This window comes from Chloracidobacterium validum (assembly GCF_018304825.1).
In the GTDB taxonomy this organism is placed as follows: Bacteria; Acidobacteriota; Blastocatellia; order Chloracidobacteriales; family Chloracidobacteriaceae; genus Chloracidobacterium; species Chloracidobacterium validum.
In genome coordinates, this window is the sequence record NZ_CP072649.1 from 956,811 (window position 1) to 975,824 (window position 19,014).

General features: G+C 61.1%; 16 protein-coding genes. 10 read left to right on the forward strand and 6 right to left on the reverse strand.

From position 1 onward, the window contains the following. Positions 1-230: 230 nt before the first annotated feature. The 3 genes from zigA to J8C06_RS14945 form a co-directional block, all read right to left on the reverse strand. A complete protein-coding gene (gene zigA / locus J8C06_RS14935) occupies positions 231-1,469 on the reverse strand; it encodes a zinc metallochaperone GTPase ZigA (RefSeq protein ID WP_211430215.1) in 1,239 nt (412 codons plus the stop codon). Positions 1,470-1,876: 407 nt separating this feature from the next. Continuing rightward, positions 1,877-2,659, reverse strand: a complete 783-nt coding sequence (locus tag J8C06_RS14940; protein ID WP_211430216.1) for a DUF6683 family protein — start codon at positions 2,657-2,659, stop codon at positions 1,877-1,879. 185 nt (positions 2,660-2,844) lie between these two features. Further along, positions 2,845-3,642 carry a hypothetical protein gene (locus J8C06_RS14945; RefSeq protein WP_211430217.1) on the reverse strand — a complete coding sequence of 266 codons (798 nt, stop codon included), beginning with the start codon at positions 3,640-3,642 and terminating at the stop codon, positions 2,845-2,847. 274 nt (positions 3,643-3,916) lie between these two features. On the opposite strand from J8C06_RS14945, the gene J8C06_RS14950 reads away from it, so the two are divergent. From J8C06_RS14950 to tsaE, 10 genes are all read left to right on the forward strand, one after another. Next, the gene (locus J8C06_RS14950) at positions 3,917-6,907 is read left to right on the forward strand and encodes a sigma 54-interacting transcriptional regulator (RefSeq protein ID WP_211430218.1); all 2,991 of its coding nucleotides are present in this window, start codon (positions 3,917-3,919) and stop codon (positions 6,905-6,907) included. 114 nt (positions 6,908-7,021) lie between these two features. Then, a complete protein-coding gene (gene rfbF / locus J8C06_RS14955; RefSeq protein ID WP_211430219.1) occupies positions 7,022-7,810 on the forward strand; it encodes a glucose-1-phosphate cytidylyltransferase in 789 nt (262 codons plus the stop codon). Continuing rightward, positions 7,795-8,778: a GDP-mannose 4,6-dehydratase gene (locus tag J8C06_RS14960; protein ID WP_211430220.1), complete on the forward strand. Its 984-nt coding sequence runs from the start codon at positions 7,795-7,797 to the stop codon at positions 8,776-8,778. The genes rfbF and J8C06_RS14960 overlap by 16 nt, the downstream gene beginning before the upstream one ends. 98 nt (positions 8,779-8,876) lie before the next feature. After that, positions 8,877-9,326, forward strand: coding sequence for a dTDP-4-dehydrorhamnose 3,5-epimerase family protein (locus J8C06_RS14965; RefSeq protein WP_211430221.1), 450 nt, complete (start codon positions 8,877-8,879; stop codon positions 9,324-9,326). Then, positions 9,319-10,281, forward strand: coding sequence for an NAD-dependent epimerase/dehydratase family protein (locus J8C06_RS14970; protein ID WP_211430222.1), 963 nt, complete (start codon positions 9,319-9,321; stop codon positions 10,279-10,281). Before J8C06_RS14965 ends, J8C06_RS14970 begins: the two co-directional genes overlap by 8 nt. After that, complete coding sequence (locus J8C06_RS14975) at positions 10,278-11,378, forward strand: glycosyltransferase family 4 protein (RefSeq protein WP_211430223.1); 1,101 nt, start codon at positions 10,278-10,280, stop codon at positions 11,376-11,378. The genes J8C06_RS14970 and J8C06_RS14975 overlap by 4 nt, the downstream gene beginning before the upstream one ends. A gap of 178 nt (positions 11,379-11,556) precedes the next feature. Further along, a complete protein-coding gene (gene larE / locus J8C06_RS14980) occupies positions 11,557-12,438 on the forward strand; it encodes an ATP-dependent sacrificial sulfur transferase LarE (RefSeq protein WP_211430224.1) in 882 nt (293 codons plus the stop codon). 29 nt (positions 12,439-12,467) lie between these two features. Continuing rightward, positions 12,468-13,748: a Glu/Leu/Phe/Val family dehydrogenase gene (locus tag J8C06_RS14985; RefSeq protein WP_211430225.1), complete on the forward strand. Its 1,281-nt coding sequence runs from the start codon at positions 12,468-12,470 to the stop codon at positions 13,746-13,748. Positions 13,749-14,047: 299 nt separating this feature from the next. Beyond that, positions 14,048-16,171 (forward strand): OmpA family protein, encoded by a 2,124-nt coding sequence (locus J8C06_RS14990; protein WP_211430226.1) that lies wholly within the window; start codon positions 14,048-14,050, stop codon positions 16,169-16,171. A gap of 76 nt (positions 16,172-16,247) precedes the next feature. Continuing rightward, positions 16,248-16,718: a tRNA (adenosine(37)-N6)-threonylcarbamoyltransferase complex ATPase subunit type 1 TsaE gene (gene tsaE / locus J8C06_RS14995; RefSeq protein WP_211430227.1), complete on the forward strand. Its 471-nt coding sequence runs from the start codon at positions 16,248-16,250 to the stop codon at positions 16,716-16,718. Here the strand turns inward: tsaE and J8C06_RS15000 are convergent. The 3 genes from J8C06_RS15000 to J8C06_RS15010 are packed head-to-tail and all read right to left on the reverse strand — an operon-like array spanning position 16,710 to position 18,970. Next, entirely contained in the window at positions 16,710-17,456 is a 747-nt protein-coding gene (locus tag J8C06_RS15000; protein ID WP_211430228.1) for an FHA domain-containing protein, read from the reverse strand. The genes tsaE and J8C06_RS15000 overlap by 9 nt on opposite strands. Before the next feature lie 43 nt (positions 17,457-17,499). After that, a complete protein-coding gene (locus J8C06_RS15005) occupies positions 17,500-18,312 on the reverse strand; it encodes an inositol monophosphatase family protein (RefSeq protein ID WP_211430229.1) in 813 nt (270 codons plus the stop codon). A gap of 10 nt (positions 18,313-18,322) precedes the next feature. Then, positions 18,323-18,970, reverse strand: a complete 648-nt coding sequence (locus tag J8C06_RS15010) for a carboxypeptidase-like regulatory domain-containing protein (protein WP_211430230.1) — start codon at positions 18,968-18,970, stop codon at positions 18,323-18,325. Positions 18,971-19,014: the final 44 nt, after the last annotated feature.

Below are 19,014 nucleotides of genomic sequence, written 5' to 3' on the forward strand. Positions count from 1 at the left end.
GGAAGTGAGGGACTGAACCGGCCGAGCGTAACTCGCGCAAGCCGCATCCCGACCGCTTGAGACAGATGACCGCCCAAGTCAGCACCTTGGACTTCCGAGGTGGAGCGCGCGTTGAGCGCCACTTGAGTGGAATCCATGGGCGCACCCCATGCTTACAAGCGGAAATCGCGTCCGAAGTGTGCCACCTTGTCGCTTTAGTTTTTGGGTTGCCAAGTCAACCGGGGAACAGCTCAGTTGACCGTCGCTTCAGCCGTGGGAAGCTCCCAGTCCCCGAAGGAATCAGGCAGGGCTGCCCAGGCGGCCGGTCCACGCCGGGCTTCGGCCTCGGTCAGCAAGCAGGCATCGAGGGCAGCTTCAATGGCCGCCTGATTCATGCGGCGGTCGCCAATGAACACCAACTCCTGGCGACGGTCGCCGAATAACCCGTCGAACAGAGACCGGATTTCGGCGCGCAAGCTCTCATCCACGCCCCAGCTTTCCTCCGGCTGCGTTGCCCACCAGTAACCGCCGGGTTCAATCCGACATGCACCGCCGGCTTGACTCCAGACACCGACCACGGCCATGCGGCTGGCCAGCCAGAAGAAACCTTTCGACCGAAGCACGCCCTGCCATTCATTGCCGGTGGTTTCCCCATGAAAGAACGCCCAGAGCCGTTCGGGATGAAACGGCCGGCGGCGCCGGTACACGAAGCTTGACACACCGTAGGTTTCGGTTTCCGGCGGGTGTTCGCCCCGCAGTTCCTTGAGCCAGCCGGCCGACTGAGCGGCCCGCTCGAAGCTGAAGCGTCCCGTGCCAAGCACCTCGGACAACGGCACCTGGCCAAACCGGCAAGTCACCACCCGCGCATCTGGATTGAGCCGACGCAGGATGCCCCGCAGCTCGGCCAGGTCGGCATCCGTCACCAGATCAGCTTTGTTGATCAGGATGACGTCGGCAAACTCGACTTGCTCAACGAGCAAGTCGGCGATGGTTCGGTCGTCTTCGGGGCCGACTTCGAGTCGGCGTTCCTTGAGGCTTTGGGCTTCGCGGTAGTCCCGCAGGAAGTTCTGCGCATCCACGACCGTCACCAGGGTGTCAAGCCGGGCGACATCCGACAGACTGTGGCCGGTCGCGTCGGTAAATGTAAATGTCTCGGCAACGGGCAGCGGTTCGGAAATCCCAGTGGACTCGATCAGCAAGTAGTCAAACCGACCTTCCCGCGCCAACCGGCCGACTTCAACCAGCAGGTCTTCGCGCAGCGTGCAGCAGATACAGCCGTTGGACATCTCGACCAGTTTTTCCTCGATCCGATTGAGCGACGCGCCGCCCTGGGCAACCAGTTGGGCATCAATGTTGACCTCGCTCATGTCATTCACGATGACGGCAACGCGCTTGCCTTCCCGGTTGCACAGGATGTGGTTGAGAAGCGTGGTTTTCCCGGCTCCAAGGAAACCGGAGAGAACCGTGACCGGTAAGCGTTCGGCCGGCATGATGACTAAGCATCTCCTTTCAATCCAAATCAATGCAAAAACTCGCTTGCCACGGAGAGGCCGAGACGTGGGATCGGTTCATACGCCTCAGGGTAAAGGAACACACCCCACTCGAAGCGTGAGGTCATCCAACGCGACCTGCGCGCCATAGGCTTTGGTGAGGTGAACAGCCTCCAGCAGGGAAAACACTCCGATTCATCTTGGCAACACGCAATACTGCCAAATAGGAATAATCTGAATAGCAAATACCCCATCCATACGCAAGCGGGGCGCGCGCCGGCAAAGCGTCGGAAGACGCCGCGTCGACGGCTCGTGCTGGCACCAAAAAATCCTCAGCCGGCGCGTGCCCGAGGCTCACACCGGCTGAGGACGTGGTCAGGTGGAATGAATCGGGCGGTGGTGTGGCGTCAGCGCCGGCCACCTCCGGACTGAAAGCCAAACGCACCGAGCGTCGCCCGCGCCAGCTCGCGCGCTGCCCGCCGGGTTTCAGGCGTGCCATTTTCCTTGGCATCCGCCTCGAAGGCCGCCATCAGTCCCGTAAACAACAAACACGTATCATAGAGCGCCGTTTGCTCTTCCGGCGTGCGGCGCAGGACATCGGAACCGGTTGTCAAAAACTCGTGCACGGTATCGAGCAGAAAGTTCGATTCATCGTCCGTCAACTCGCGGCCGCGCTCGATGCCGAGCGCCGCGCCGACCGCCAATCCAACCGCGTAGGTCAGATTGTTGCGGCGAAACTCCGGGCTGTTTTCAATTTCCTGGAACATCGCCTGTCCAAGCTGACGGAGCGGCGCGCGATGGCTTGGGTCTTGCGCCAGGGCGGCAAACTGATCAGCCACCTGCCGCCGTCGCCGTGGACGGAAATCGGTGACCGAGTAATCACGTGGGCCGGCATTTGGACGCGCCGGTACCGACGCAGGCGCGCTTCTGGCTTGTGGGTTGGCCGAACGTCCGGCCGGAGTTGCCGAAGAGCGGTTTCCCGACAGGCGCAGCGGCACGGATTGCATCGCCAGATTTTGCTGGGATTGGGAAAGAATGAAGCTGGCGTTGGCCTGCCACATGTTGCTGTATTGCATGCCTGGCGACAGGTAGTTGGCGTACTGCCCGTAAACCGTTCCCTGGCTACCCAAGAGCGATAACAGAACGCAGCTTGCGCCAGCCAACACCCAACGAAGAAGTAGTCTCACCATAGAGGAGTCCTCGGCAGCGGCGTGATCGTGGCCGCCACGTGGGCCGCGGCGGCACGTTCTCTTAACACTCCAGGCGCAATAGTGACAAGCCTAGCTAACTGGATGAATCCGTCGTTGGGCTGACGGTCAAGCTGATGGTGGTGAACGTCCTGGTTACGCCCAAAGCTTGGCGAACCACACTCACGCTACCGACTAGGTTCGATAAACTCCACGACCTCAACCGCTGGCTCGACCGGAGGCGCGAAGTCGTCTGGGCTGGCAATCACCACCCCCAAGCCACCATCCGGGAAGCGTTCCATCAAGTGTGCAACGGATGGCAACGGCTCGGATGCGGATTCGGTGACTGCGCCGGCCAGCAAGGTTCCCGTCGTTTCCATCCAGACGTGAACATCTGCTCCGTCAATGTTCATCTGCCCGACATAGGCGTAAGGTGACTTGACAGTGTAGGTCCGGCTATACCACATCCGCGCCGTCGCACCATCGGACGTCGCCGTGTAACCGGCAAACTGGTACGTGGTGGCTTCCACGACAGCCACTGACGCCGGAAGCCCCTTGCCAACGGACACCGAGGAAACGGCCGAAGTGGACCGGACAGCGACGTTGGTCTTAACGGCTTTCGTTTTGATCGGATGCGCCACCGCCGTTTTGATCGGATGCGCCGCCGCCCGACGGTAGGCCAGGCTGCGATTGGACTGAGCCACCCGGCGCTTGCCGGTCCACCGCGCGGACAGCCGCCGCGTCTTGCATCGCGCGAACCGTCGCCCGGCAGTCATCCGCGACATGGCGCTGGGCTTCACACCGGTGGATTTCGCGTCCGTGCCATGGGAGACTCTGACTGCCGCGCGCGCCGTCCGCCCTTCACCAGAAGACTCGCCCGCAAATGTCACCTTTTCAAACACTCCCAGCCCAAGTAGTCCGAGGCAAATGAGGAAAAGGCGGTAGGTCAAAGGGTGAAAAGGGCGCAGCACTGTGGTAGTCTCCATCTTCATAAATCTGAAAAGCCAGCATCGAAACCTTGGTTACCCCACTAGACACAAATCTTGTGCCAGAATGCTCCATTTGGTCTCCAAGGCTTCCGCATCAGGCAATAATACCTTCCACTGCAAAGCTTTAGATTGGATGTAAAAAGTATGTTCACGATGTGCGCGGAGGGCTCCGCCCGTGCCTGGAAGCGCCGGGCGACAACGCCTTTGACAGGTGATTGTCGGGCCGACGCGGTGGTGCCGTCTGGCGCATCGGCTGCACAGGTGCGAAACCATGCGTTACTTTGACTTACAACCAGCCGATGACCTCTCGGCCCTGGGGCGCATTACCCAGGACATCGGAGATGTTTCCGGCCGTGACCCACTTGCCGCGCTCAAAGAGCTTGAGGACTTGCTCTCCATTTCACTGCCGCCGCTTGATGCTTTGCGGCGGTGTCAAATTGCTGAACAGTGGGAGGTGCTGGGCAACTACAGCGCTGCCGAACAGCGACTGGCCGAAATCGAACTAGACGGCCTGCCAGATGACATCAAGGCGCAGGCCCTGCTGCGGCGCGCTAGTCTGTGTCGCTGGACGAACGATGCGCCACAGGCCATTCACCTGGCGAAACAAGCCCTCGAACTGGCCCGGCAGGTCCCAGATGACGAGTGCGCTGGTGAAGCCGCGGCGGTGATCGGTTACGCTTACTGGCTGCTCGATGAGTATGAAATGGCCTACGACGCGCTTCGCCAGGCCGTCGAGACGCTGGGACAGACGAAAAACTTGCGCGCTTTCGCCCAGGCCTGCTGGTCGCTGACCTTTGTGTGTAACCTGCTGGGGCGGACATCCGAAGCTCAGGAGGTCTCGGAGCGTGGGATTGTCGCGCTGACCAACTCGCCGAAAGGTGACACGACCTTTGGGCAAACCATTCTGGGGCACCTTCGCGCCAGCCAGGCCGTCATTGCCTTCGAGTGCGGTAATGTCGAAATCGCACTCATGATTCACGAGCGCGCACTGGACCATTGGATGTCCACGAATGACCCGCGTCTCCTGGCCAACGGCTACCGCAATGTCGCCGAGATTCACTTTGCGATTGGCAACTGGGACCAGGCCGAGGCCCTGCTCGAACAGGCGGCTTACCTCATCAGTGAAAGTGACTCGACCATTCGCTGTTCAACACTCATCACGATGAGTCGCCTTGCCGCCCGCCGTGGCAAATTTTCTGACGCCCGTCTTGCGCTGGCCGACGCCAACATGCTGGCTTCGCAGTCGAGCAGCCAAAGCTTGGTGGCCGAATACCATGACGCCCTGGGTGAAACCAACTTTCTCGAACAAAACTATGCTGACGCCGAGCACAACTTCAGCGCGGCCCGTGATCTCTTTATCAAGACGAACCAGCCCAGCCGGGTGGCCTATGCCAACTTGCGCCTCGCCGAAACCCGACTGGCGCAGGGCGACGTCGTTGGTGCTCAGGGTTTTTATGATGTCGCTCGTGATTTGGCGGCCCGCGCGTCCAACCTGTTACTTGAAGCCCATGTCGAACGGATAGGTGGCAAGCTGGCGTTGGCCCAGCAGGACACAACCACTGGTCTTTCATCGCTCATGCGCAGTGCCAGTTGCTTTGAGTCACTCAACTTCGCCTGGCAAGTTGCCCTGACGTACTTCGATGCCGGCACGGCCCCTGGGGAAGGCATTCCGGCGGCCCACCAACGGGAATGGCTGGAGACGGCGCTCAGTATTTTTCGCCACCTTGGCACAGCGCCCCACCTGATGGCCACCGAAGCGGCCCTGGTTGAGTTGAGCCGCCGGACGCCTGTTACGCTTCAGGACTTGCCCGGTATCAACACCAACCAAGTTGAGCGATTGACGGCCGCAACGGCCTCCGCGGAAACAGCCGCCCGTGAACTGGCAGCCATCATTGACAGCTACAAGGTGGCCGTCGCGATCTTCGCCGAAAACGTGGAGGGGGACCTTCTCACCATCACCTCGCGTGGACTTGAGAACGAGACGGTCCAGGACTTGGCCGCCCTGCTGCGGCGGCGTATTGGCAATCCAGACGCGCTCCACAACGAAACGATTCGGTTTGATTGCCTCTGGCGCGCGGAAGGACAGGTTTCACGCCACCGACCGCGCAGCCTGTGGATTCACCTGGGGCGCATCAAACCAGACATCGAGCCGCTTATTCATTCCCTGGTGCAGCTTGCCGGTGTTGTGCTGGAGCTATGTCATCTCCGGGCCGTTGTCGAGGAACTCTCCGCTGCACAGAGAGTCAGTGAGGTTCGCGTGGACGATGCCCTGTTGGCCGAGTTGGGCTTCGTCGGCGCATCGTCTGCCCTGCGTGACATTGCAGAACGCATCGTCCGCATTCGGGACTCGTCCGTGACGGTGCTCATCACGGGCGAGTCTGGCACAGGCAAGGAAGTGGTTGCCCGGGCGATTCACCGTGCCTCAGCGCGCCGTCATAAACCGTTCGTTGCCTTCAACTGCGCGGCCGTCCCGGCCGAACTCATGGAGAGCCAACTGTTTGGGCACAAGAAAGGGGCGTTTACCGGCGCTGACAAAGACGCGCTGGGTGTCATTCGGGCAGCGGACGGAGGCACGCTCTTTCTCGACGAAATTGGTGAGTTGCCCCTGCCCCTGCAACCCAAATTGCTGCGCTTCTTACAGGAACGTGAAGTTCATCCGGTTGGCGCCGACCGGGCGCTGACCGTTGACGTACGAGTGATTGCCGCCACCAACCGTGATCTGGCCCGCGAGGTGGCGGCGCGCAACTTCCGGGAAGACTTGTTCCATCGGCTCAATGTCCTCAACCTCAACCTGCCGCCGCTGCGGGAACGGCGCGCTGACATCCCCGTGCTGGCGCAGGCGTTTCTTCAGGAAGCCGTGGAACGTAATCACAAGACGGTCACCCTGTCGGAAGCGGCGCTCACCGCCCTGACGCTGCACGACTGGCCCGGCAACGCGCGACAACTGCAAAACGAGATTGAGCGGGTCGTGGCACTGGCCGACGACCAGACGCTGCTCACGCCTTCGGCGTTTGACTTTACGGTTGATGACCTCAACCGACCGGCGGAGCACGTCACCGACGTGATTTTCCCAGACGGGCAAGTCCCGCCGAAGCTTGCGGACGCCGTCGCGCTACTTGAGCGTTATCTCATTGCCGAAAGCCTCAAGCGCCATGGCGGTAACGTCACCCGCGCCGCCCAGGAACTCGGCATCAGTCGGCCTAGCCTGTACGCCAAGTGCAAAACGTATGGCATTACGATTAGCAAGGCCGTGGGGGGCTAGGGCCAGCTCAGGCGGCGCTTCCGCTCGAACCAGGAACGCCCCTGGACGTGCGCAATTGCGCGTGACTCCTTTATGGAAAACAGCTCCTTTATGGAAAACAGAAAGAGGCCTGTCATGAAGGTCGCCATTTTGTGCGGCGGACGCGGCACGCGGTTGCGTGAAGTGAGTGAAACCATTCCCAAGCCCATGGTTCCCGTCGGCGAACATCCCATTCTGTGGCATGTCATGAAACTTTACGCTGCCCACGGGTTCACCGATTTTGTTCTGTTGCTTGGCTACAAAGGGGTCGTGATTCGGGAGTATTTCCTGAACTTTGCCGCCTACGAAGCTGATGTGACCGTCGATTTGTCGGCGACCGGCGACCGTCGCCTGACGTTTCACGGGCTGCCATCCGAGCCATGGCGGGTCACGCTGGTCAACACGGGGGAAGATACCCTGACCGGCGGGCGCGTCCGGCGGGCACGGCGCTACCTTGAAACCGATGAGCTCTTCTGTCTGACCTATGGCGACGGCGTCGGGGATATTGACCTGACCGGGCTCTTGGCGTTTCACCGTGCGCACGGCCGGTTGGCAACCGTAACGGCCGTCCGGCCACCAGGACGCTTCGGCGAACTGGCGCTGGACGACGCGCGGTGCGTCCGGGTGTTCAACGAGAAACCCCAGGTCAGTGGCGGCTATATCAACGGCGGCTTTTTTATCTTCCACCGCGACGTGATCGAGCGCTATTTTCCCGACCGCGACGATCTGATGCTCGAAAAAGAACCGCTCGAGGCGCTGGCCCGCGACGGCCAGTTGATGGCATTTCAGCACGATGGCTTCTGGCAGCCGATGGATACACCGCGTGAGTTTCAGCTTCTAAACGACCTGTGGAGGAGTGGGCGCGCCCCATGGAAAATCTGGTGAACTTCTGGCGCGACAAACGGGTCTTTGTCACCGGCGCAACGGGACTGGTTGGGGCCTGGCTCGTCAAGGCCCTGGTGGCACGCGGAGCTGAGATCGTGGCGCTGATCCGCGATGCCGACCCGCAGTCTGAATTGTTGCGTTCCGGGGACATCCGGCGCATTGCCGTCGTCAACGGCCGGCTGGAAGACTTTGCGACACTCGAGCGCGCCATCAACGACCATGAGCCGGATACGGTGTTCCATCTGGCAGCCCAGACGATTGTCGGTGCAGCGCACCGCAACCCGTTGGAAAATTTTGAATCGAACATCCGTGGCACCTACCATCTGCTGGAAGCCTGCCGGCGGGGGCAAGCGTTCGTCCGGCGGGTGGTGGTGGCGTCGAGCGACAAGGCCTATGGGACGGCGGCGACACTTCCCTACGTTGAAACCATGCCGCTGCAGGGGCAGCACCCCTATGAAGTCGCCAAAAGCTGCGCCGACCTCCTCACGTCCGCCTACCATCACACCTATGGCCTGCCGGTCGCCATCGCGCGCTGCGGCAACATTTACGGGGGCGGAGACCTGAACTGGAGCCGGATTGTGCCCGGCACGATCCGGTCGCTATGGCGCGGCGAGCGGCCCATCATCCGCAGTGATGGAACATTCGTGCGCGATTACCTGTACGTCGAAGATGTCGTCGAGGCCTATCTGCAACTGGCCGTCAACCTCGACCGGCCGGGCGTGGCCGGCGAAGGCTTCAACTTTAGCCCTGAACGGCCATTGACGGTGCTGGAACTGGTTGAGCGCATCCAACTTCTCATGGACTGTCAGCATATTCCGCTCGACGTTCGCAACACGGCCGTGGGCGAAATTCATTCGCAGTACCTGGACGCTTCCAAAGCCAAAGCGCGCCTGAACTGGACTTCCCGGTGGACGCTCGACGACGGACTCCGGGCAACGATTGCCTGGTATCAGAATTTTTTGGGTTAGGGCCAGCCACGCCAGCCGGCGGACGCTCGATGGCCGCTTGCGCCGGACTTGGCATGGGTTCTTTTCAAATCTGAAACGTAACCGGAGACCATCACATCATGATTGAGGGCGTGGCCGTGCGGCCGCTACGACAAATCCCGGATGAACGCGGCAAGATCATGCACATGCTGCGGGTGGACGCGCCGCACTTCGAGCAGTTTGGAGAAATTTACTTCTCCTGTGTCTATCCGGGCGCCATCAAGGCCTGGCATATCCACAAGGCGATGACACTCAACTACGCCGTCATTGTCGGGCGCATCAAGCTCGTGCTCTACGATGACCGCGAAGGCTCGCCGACGCGCCATGCGCTCATGGAACTCTTCGTCGGCGACGGCAACTACGCGCTGGTGACGGTGCCGCCCCGCGTTTGGAACGGCTTCAAAGGCGTCGGAACCGAGACGGCAATCGTGGCCAACTGCGCCACACTGCCCCATGACCCGGAAGAAATCGAGCGGATGGACCCGTTTACCGACCGTATCCCCTACCGCTGGGACATCAAGCATGGGTGAGCCAATCTTCCTCATTATTGGCGGCGGTGGCTATGTTGGGGCGCGCTTGGCAGAAGACCTTGCCCAAGTCGGTCACGTCCTCGTGACCGGTCGCCGCCGGTCAGCCATCCGTGACCGGTGGCTCGCCCGTCACCTGGGACGTATCACCTGGCAGACTTACGATGCTGCTACGGACGGGACATTGCCGGTCGAAGGCGATTACGTGGCTGTGTTCAACTTAGCGACACCAAGTGCGGCCGAGGCCGCAGCGCAACCGGACGCGGCCCGCCACCAGGCACTCGCCACCGTCGAAGCCGCAGTCCAGCTTGTGGCCACCGGACGCGCGCGCCGGTTGCTGCACTTCTCGACCTTTCACGTTTACGGTGCGCCATCCGAGACGGCACCCCGCCCTTGGTATCGGGAATCCGACCCGCCGACACCGACGCATCCCTACGGCGTGATGCATGCCGCCTGTGAAGCCTACCTCAGCGCCGCCAACCTTCCGAACACCATCATCGTGCGGCCAACCAACCTCATCGGCGCGCCGGCCCACCTGGATTTGGGGCCGCAACAACAGTTGATGTTCCTCGATTTGTGTTGGCAGGCCGTCCAGCACCGTGTCATGACGTTACGCACCGATGGCCTTGCCTACCGGGACTTCCTGCCACTTGCATCGGCCCTTGCCGGTATCCACCGACTGCTCAGCAGCGAATGTCCACCCCGGCAGTGTCACCTTGCGGCCGGGCAAGCGATGCCACTGCGGGACCTGGCTGAACGCATCCGCCAGGTCGCGGCAGCCCAGTATGGCTGGGAGGTGACGCTCGCGTTCGGCAAGCACCCGGATGCCTTTCGCCACCCATTTCAAGTTGACATAACGGCGCTCCACGAACTGGGCTGGTCGCCTGCCGGCGGCGAGACGCTCGATGCCGAGATTGCCGCGACGCTTGCCAGCTTCAATGCCATGACGCCGTCATGACCACCCGTCCCGTCGTGCTTTTCGTCACCAGCTATGTCTCGCCGTTCATGACCGAGCTGACGGCAGCCGTGAACGACTTGGGAAAAGTCGCCTTCCACGCGGCTTACGCCGAGACGACCCAGTTCGCCAACCATGGCGCGCACTGGAACACCGCGACGGAACGCCCGGACACCCACCGGCGTGCGCCGGAGGTTTCCATGACCGATTTTCTTCGGGACTGCTTTCAGCGATACCGTCCGCAAGTCGTCATCTGTGGCTACGGCCGCGGCCCGGCTTATGAAACGACCTTTGCCCTGTGCCGTGACGGCGGGGCGGTTTTCGGAGTTTTTGCCGAGCAGCCCATGCGGGATGGGCGGCTCAAACATCTCGTCCGCGTGGCTTACTATCAGCAGCTCTGGCGCCGCCAGCCACCGGCTTTCGTGCTGGCCGTGGGCGACCGGGCCGTGCAGTTCTACCGGCGGCTTCTGCGCGACCCGGAAGCGGCGGTCTTTTTCCCCTACTACCAGGACTTGCGCCCAGTACTGGCAATTCCTGACCGTCCGCCACGGGAGCGGTTGCGCTTTCTGTTTTCCGGCCGCCTCGCCGCCCAGCACGGTATTCGCGGACTGGCAGCGGCCTTTGAACGGCTTGCCCAAACCCACCCGGGCCGTTTCGACTGGTGCATTTCGGGGACCGGGCCGGAAGAACGCTGGATTCGGCAAGCGCTGGCTCGGTCGCCAGCCCTGGCCCAGTCCGTCAGCTTTGACCGGGAGTTTGCGACTTGGCAGGAGCGGCTGCGGCCGTTCGCGGCATCTGACGTGCTGGTGCTGCCGAGCTTTCACGCCGGTTGGGGGCTGGTCATCCCGGAGGCCCTGGGTGCAGGGATGCCGGTCATCACCACGCGCGGCGTCGAGGCCGCGCGCTATTACGTTGAAGCCGGCGTGAACGGCTTGTTTGTCGAGCCAAATCCAACTGACATCCACCGTGCGCTGGCCTTCTGCCTTGAGCACCCGCAGGCCGTACAAGCCATGCGAGCGCATACGCGCGCATCCGTGACGCGGGGCGATGTGCAGGTCGGGGCCGCCCGCCTTCTGGGATTACTAGCCCGGTGGCTTTAACTGAAGTGTCGCCCCCCAACAATCGGCGAGCCATTCAGGCGAAGTGTTTCGTAGCCGGCGCACGCCCTTGGGCGGAGGCTTCGGTAACCACCGCCCGTTTCAATGCTTGAACTCCGATGAGCGGCAAGCGTATGATTTCGCACGCTGAACCATCCCCCACCGGCGGAGCCTGGCTTCCGTGGACACCGACCCTGTGCACCTGCCGTCTTTGACGACTGCAACCGAAAAAGAACACGCTTTGCGGGCTTGGCTGCGCGAGACGACATCGCTGGTCATCGCGCTTTCAGGCGGTGTGGACAGCAGTTACCTGGCCTTTATCGCGCATCAGGAGTTGGGCCACGCCGCGCTGGCCGTGACCGGGCGGAGTCCGAGTTTGGCTGCCGTCGAGCGGGCTGACGTAACGCGCTTCGTAACGCGCTATGGACTGCGTCATGCCTTTTTAGAAACCCACGAACTGGACAATCCGGCCTACGCCGCCAACCCGATTGATCGCTGTTATTTCTGCAAGACGGAATTGTTCCGACAGCTTTGGTCGCTTGCTAAGCAACAGGGCATCCCGCTGGTCTGCGACGGAACCAACGCGGACGACCTCGCGGAGGTTCGCCCTGGACGACGAGCAGCCGGTGAGCAAGCCGTGGCCAGCCCACTCGCTCAGTTTGGGTTTACCAAAGCCGACATTCGGGAGCGTACCCGGCACTGGGAGCTACCAACGGCAGACAAACCGGCCTCACCCTGCCTGGCATCGCGCATTCCGCACGGGCAACCCGTAACCATTGGCAAGCTTACGGCCATCGAGCGCGGCGAGGCCGCCCTGCGCGCCTTGGGCTTCCGCGAGTTTCGGCTTCGCCACCACGACCGCTTGGCGCGAGTTGAAGTCGCCCGGCAGGAGCTACCCCGCGCCCTTGACCCGGCCATGGCAGCGCAACTCGTCGCCGCGCTCAAACCCCTTGGCTTTGCTTTCGTGACGTTGGACCTCGAAGGTTTCCGCAGTGGCTCGCTCAACGACGCGGCAGTGCATAACGCCAACCTTGAGGAACTCTCTGAACGCCATCCTTTGTGAGGAATACATTCCTTTGTGAGGAATACATTATGCCCAGCGCTTTCGTTGATGACGCCCGCAATTTCAAAGAAGACAACCCGTTTGAGTCTATGATGTCGCGCTTCGACAACGCGGCAAAGCTCCTCGACCTGGATCCGAACATCTATCGCATCCTGCGTTGCCCGACCCGCGAGATGACCGTCTATATCCCAACGCTGATGGATGATGGTCACTATGAAGTGTTTGTAGGCTACCGCGTCCAACACAACTTTGCCCGCGGACCGGCCAAGGGAGGCATTCGCTATGCCCCGGACGTGACGCTCGATGAAGTCCGCGCACTGGCGGCCTGGATGACCTGGAAATGTGCCGTGGTCAATATCCCGTATGGCGGCGGCAAGGGGGGCATCATCTGTGACCCACACAAGATGTCACCGGGCGAACTGGAGCGCCTCACCCGCCGCTACACATCTGAAATTCTCGACATCATCGGGCCGGAACGCGACGTTCCAGCGCCGGACATGAACACCAACGAGCAGGTCATGGCCTGGGTCATGGACACCTACTCGATGCATGCTCGCCACACCGTCAACGCCGTCGTCACCGGCAAACCGGTCGAGCTTGGCGGCTCACAGGGACGGCGTGAGGCGACGGGGCGTGGGTTGCTGTTCGTGACCCAGGAAGCCTGTAAAAAGTTTGGACTCAAGCCATCGGAAACGCGCGTCGTGGTGCAGGGGGCCGGCAATGTCGGCGGAATTGGGGCCACACTCCTCCACGAAGCTGGCTTCAAGGTGATTGGCATCTCTGAAATTCGTCACGGTTTGCATAACCCCAACGGACTGGATATTCCGGCCGCGCTGGCCTACCTGCGCAAGCACCGCACGTTCGAGGGCTTCGAGGGCGGAGAACTCATCACCAATGCCGAGTTGCTTGAACTCGACTGTGACGTGCTGATGCCGGCGGCCACAGAAAATCAAATCACGACCCAGAACGTCGAGCGCATCAAGTGCCGCATCCTGTGCGAAGGCGCCAATGGCCCAACGACCGCCGCCGCCGATGAGATTCTTGAGCGGAACGGCGTTTTTGTCGTCCCAGACATCCTCGCCAATGCCGGCGGTGTCACCGTCTCATACTTTGAATGGGTTCAAAACCGCATGGGCTTTTTCTGGAAAGAAGATTTCGTCAACGAGCGGCTGCAAGACACGATGGTGACGAGTTTCAATGACGTGTTGAGTTACGCTGAAAAACATAAGGTGAACATGCGCACAGCGGCCTATATGTTGGCCATTGACCGGGTGGCATACGAGACCAAAATGCGCGGCATCTATGCCTAGACGGGGAAGCAGCTCCCAGGTACCTCGGACTGGCGCTCGACAGGCTGGTGGCGGGGGGCGGTCACGCCAACCGCTTCAGCGCCGCGGTCTGTCCAGGCGGATGTCGGCCACAGAAAGGCTTGGTTTCCCCAATCGCCTGTGGTAGCTTCCTGCAAGTTTTGTCATCAAAAGCGTTGCACGGACGGAGCTAACCCAATACGGGCTTGATAGGTGTGAGGTCAATCTGCTTTTTTGTATCGTGTGAACGTGACAAGGTTAGAAACAATATCACTGGTCACGTGACCAGGAGGGGATAAAGAATGAAACACCGTACTTGGCTTGCGCTTTTTGCCAGCGTGTTTTTGGGTAGCGCGACAGCTATGGCGCAATCGGCGCGCGAGCAAGACCGACCGCTCAATCCAACCGTTACCGGTGGCACCGGCTTGTTTACGGTCTATGATGCCTCAACGCTCAAGCGGGGAGAGTTCAATATCGCGGCCTACTACAATAATTTCGACCGTGAACCAGGCAATGTTGACATCAGTCAGCAAATTGTGAGTGGCGCGATTGGCCTTACCGATCGGCTCGAATTCTTTGCTGCTTCTGTCTTTCGGCAGCAGCTCGTAGCAGACCAGCGGCGCGAAATCAGCGGATTTTTCCTGCCGAATGTACGTTTTCCAGGCGTTCCGGCCGCCCCGGCACCGCTCGGGCCGGGTAGTTCGGCTGGAGCGCCATTTGTCGGACTGATCGGACCAAGCACGACCAACATCTCAAACGCTGGTGCGGCCGTGGGTGGCGTCTTGCCTGGACTCGTTCAAAGCGGGACACGCATCGTTGGCACCGGCGCAAACCAGCGACTGGTGGGCAACCTGCCGGGCTATCTGAACGACTTTCCATTCCTGGCAAGCAGCGAATACACCAGCGGCAACACGACGCTCGGCGCGAAGTTCCGTTTTACCAACCCTGAAAACCCACTTGGTCTAGCCATCGTTGGCTTTGTGAACATCCCAACCTCCTTCGCCAACGGTATTTTCCGTGGCACGGGCAATGGCGTCGTTCGGGGTGGCGGACCAGGTGCGGTGGACTACGGCGTGATCCTGGTGCCAGCGGTGCGCGCCGGACGCTTCACGTTTACCGGCAACCTCGGCGCAGTCAAAACCGGCGACCCATCGGCCAACGACATCCGCTACCTTGACCGACGCAACATCTTCATTGCCTCCGCGGCCGTGGACGTCGCCGTCAACAAGTACTTTCAAGCCATCGGTGAACTGACCTCAAACATTTACTACGGCAGTGGCACGCCCAACCTCAATCCGGTCAATCCACTTGACCTGACGGTGGGGGCGCGCTTCACACCAACCGGCAATGACAAATCCGTTCATTTCAGCTTTGGTGGCGGCTACCGCCGGTTGCTCAACAACGCCAATAGCGAACGCGGCTCGAACCGCGGCGATGTGAACGGCTTCGTCGTGAATGCGGTGATTGGCTACCGCCGGCGCGTTCAGACGGTTGAAACCCCCGATCCGTGCGCCGACAACCGACCGCCCACGGTGACGCTCTCGGCTGATCGGACGACGCTCAAGACCACGGAACGGGCCCGGTTGACGGCCGTCGCCAGTGACCCCGATGCATACGACACCAACCTGACCTACAACTGGACGGCCAGCGTCGGACGCATCGAAGGCACAGGCCCAAATGTCACCTACGTGCCACCGACTGATCGCGCCGGGTCAGCGACCGTCACCGTGACGGTCTCTGACCTCTGCTGCGCTACAGCAACGGCCTCGCTCGAAATGACCATCGAGAAGAACACCTGCCCGACCGTGACCGTCACGGCTTCGCCGACACAGGTGAAAGAAGGCTCGGATGCTCCAATCAACCTCTCGGCGGTTGGACGTGATGCCGATGATGACCCATTGACCTATCGCTGGACGACAACGGCCGGCCGCATTGAAGGGAGCGGGGCCAATGTCACCCTCAACACGACCGGGCTTTCAGCCGGACGGGTTGTCATCACTGTCACAGTGGATGACGGCAAGTGCACGGGTGAAGCCTCGACCGCGATTGAAATCCTGTCGCCGCCGCCACCACCCCAGGCCTACACCGTTGCCTGCGATGGCACGCTGGTGAACCCGCCGTTCCGGCGCAACATTGCCCGTGTGGATAACCAGTGCAAGGGCTTGCTCGACCAGATCGTGACCCGCCTCCAGAGCGATCCAACCGCTCAGGTCATCGTGGACGGCCATGCCGACCGCGGTGAAAAACGCGGCACGGCACGGAAGCGGGCCGATAACGTCCGGGCGTACTTGGTCGGTAAGGGCGTTGACCCGAACCGCATCGAACTGCGCATCTTCGATGACCAGCGGTCAGCCGAAGCGCCAGGCGGCAACAACCGGCGCGTCGTCGTGACGGTTGTGCCTGAAGGTGCCCAGCGCCCTGAATAACTAGACGCCTGAGTGCGTCTCACTCGATGACACGGGGCAGACCGAGTTGGTCTGCCCCGTTTTTATTGGCGCGCTTATGACCGAACAAGCATATTTCAGCCATAGCCCGGAAGAAACGTTCACCCTTGGCTACAGGCTGGGGCAACGCATTGCGGCGTGGACTGACCCAAGCGGACGGGTGGTCTGGCTCAGGGGCGACCTGGGCGCCGGAAAAACGCACTTCGTGAAAGGCTTGGCTTCCGCGTTCGGCATCCTGCCGGAAGACGTCACCAGCCCAACCTTTGCGCTTGCGCAAGCGCACGCCTTCCAAGGTGGAACCCTATGGCACGTGGACCTCTATCGCTTGCCGGCCGGGTCACTAATTGCCGACGCGATTGGGCTGGATGAGATGCTGACGCAACCCGGCGTCCTGGCCATCGAGTGGCCGGAACGACTTGGGCCTGGTTTCTTGGCTCACCACCCAACATGGCAGGTTGAGATTGACAGCTTGGATGATACGCGACGGCGGATCATCATCCGGTCACCCGACGCTGGTGGCCTAGGCTGATTCTTCAGCGTTGGACTCATCAATTTCGCGTAACGTATCCAGTGTCAGGCTCGTATTGCTGCTGGCCGTAATCGTCACCGGGAAGGGTGTCATCGAGCGTTCGACATCAAAAAAACCTTCCGCGAAGGTTACGAACTTGCGAAAGGCGGCCAGGCCACACAAGCCACCAGCCTCACAGGTTACGATGAGGCCTTCATTGAAACCGAGCCAGCCATGGCCCTGCGGACCGCGCACGCTGAAGGCCGCCGTCAACCGATTGGCTTCGATGACCTGGATGACATCAAAAACCGATATTCGGCTCAGATCGCCCGTCAGAAACTTTGACCCACTGCGCAGCGGCAGCACGAACACGCAGGTGTGCGCCCCAATCGTGAAACGGTCGCCATCGGACAACAGGCAACGTTCGTGTGGCAGGAGACGCCGCCCGTTGAGGAACGTTCCATTCGTACTCTCCAGATCAATCAGAAAGTAGCGGACGCGCGCCTCACTGCCTGTTCCCAGATCGAGGACGACCTTGGCGTGCTCACGCGAAGCCACCGCATCACTTGCCAATGAAATCGTTGCGGTCAGTGCGCGACCGATGACCGTGGTGGGGGTGTCGAGGATATGCGTTTGCTTGACGGTGCTGCCTTCCAAAACGATCAAGGTGGCAAATCCGACAGATGACGTGACGTTCTTTAGCGCCTCTACGTCGAGCTGAGCGGTCTTGATTGTCGGGACTTCAACCTCTTCCGACATGGATGCTTCTCCTGCCTAGTACAAGCTACACCCCTAGTACAAGCTACACCGAGCCGCGCTGGACGGCCCGCATGGCGGTCTGCCCGGACGCCATCAAGACCTGCCCCATGGCGTCGTGGATGCGCCCGTTGCTGGCCACGATCTCGGCGACGTACGGACTAAATGGCTGCCCATCAAAGGCCGTGACCCGCCCGCCGGCCTCGGTCACGAGAAGGCTTCCCGCCGCCATATCCCACGGAGACAGATTCAACTCCCAGAACCCATCAAACCGCCCCGCCGCCACATAAGCCAAGTCCAGCGCCGCGGACCCATCGCGCCGAATGGCCTGCGCGACATCGAGAAAAGCGCTGAAGTGATCAAGATTCTTCTGTGGCGATGCCTTGACATTATAGGGAAATCCGGTCACGAGCAATGCCTGTTCCAGGGTGTCCACGGCGGAAACCTGTATCGGGCGATGGTTGCAGCATGCACCTTGCCCCTTGGCGGCTGAAAACAGCTCGTCCCGTAGGGGGTCATACACCACGCCCACGACGGTTTCCTGCCGATGCTCAAGGGCGATGGCGACACTGAAAAACGGATACCCATGGGCATAGTTCGTCGTTCCGTCCAGTGGGTCCACAATCCAGCGAAAGTCTGAAACCGTTTGCGTCAGCCCACCCTCCTCGGCGAGGAGTTCATGGTCGGGAAACTGCGCTCGGATGCGGTCATGGATGTGCCGTTCGGCCAACACATCCACTTCGGTCACGAGGTCAATGCGTCCCTTGTGGCGGACGGCGAAGGTCGTGCCGAAGCGATCACGGAGAATCGCGCCGGCTTCGCGGGCAATAGCTTCAGCAAATGACAGAAACTGATTCATACAGGAAACGTCAGGGGCGGGCTTTCTCCGGTTCGAGCTGGAAGGCCAGATTGCGGGCTTCGCGTTTCTGCACGTCCAGCTCCTTGGTTTGGGAACGATAGCCTTTGGCCGTCGCCGTGACGCGATAGACGGCATCCGCGCCGGGAAACCGAAAGGCAAACTCGCCCGCGCCGTTGGTGGTGGTAGTGCCCGCCTTGCCGGGCTTGAGGCTGGCGTCAGTGGACGATACGCGCTCGACCGTAACGACGACGTTTGGCATCGTCAGTCCGCGCTCGTTGAACACCGCGCCGCGAATCACGGAATAGGTGCGCTCGGCTTCCAGCTCGAAAGGTCGTTTGATGACCGTCGTTTTACCGGCCTCGACGGTTTGTAAAACATTCAAGCGCGCCCCCGACCGCCCTTCCGCTTCCACTTCGACCACATAGCTCCCCGGCGGCAAATCCCCCACTTCAAACTCGCCCTTGTCATTGGTTTCGCTACTATAGGTTTCTTTCGTCACGGAGCGCGTGAGCGTCACCTTCGCGGCCGCCAGCGGCCGCCCGCCCTCCCGCGCGACCACCCGCCCCCGGATGCCACCGGTCGGGGTGGGTGACTGCGCCAGGCTCGCTCCAGCAAAAACGAACCAGCCGATTAGCATGCTCGTCAACAATGGTCTCATCAGACGTTCTACCAGTGCTTGCTCGCCTTTCGTTGGGCTGCCGA